Annotated in this window: 1 protein-coding gene; it reads right to left on the bottom strand. The window is 43.3% G+C overall.

What is annotated here, in order from left to right:
* Nucleotides 1–49: 49 nt before the first annotated feature.
* On the bottom strand, nt 50–307 hold a 258-nt coding region (locus A3757_RS03760), incomplete at its 5' end, for a hypothetical protein (RefSeq protein WP_231878208.1).

The raw sequence follows: 307 nt of genomic DNA, 5'->3' as shown, positions 1-307 counted from the left end.
AAAATGAATATAACAATAAAAGAGAGCTATAAATATGCTCTCTCCAAGTCTATACCTTGTACTGCTCAAGAAGTTGCTGAGTTGAGCTGGTTAGCTTTTGTAGCTCTTCGCTATGTTGTGAAAGTGTTGTCGCACCTTCGTGGGTTTCATGAGCGACCTCTTTGATAGAGACCACATTGCTGCTGACTTCATTCGCAACGATGCCTTGTTGTTCCACCGTTGCAGCGATCATATTATTCCTATCGGTGACTTCAGCGACTTTTGAACCCGCTATCATTAGGCACTCTCCGGTGCTGTAAGCATTATC

This window comes from Oleiphilus sp. HI0117, from assembly GCF_001635235.1.
The sequence above is the reverse complement of the archived record's forward strand: the minus strand, read 5'-3'. Positions and strand labels throughout refer to the sequence as shown.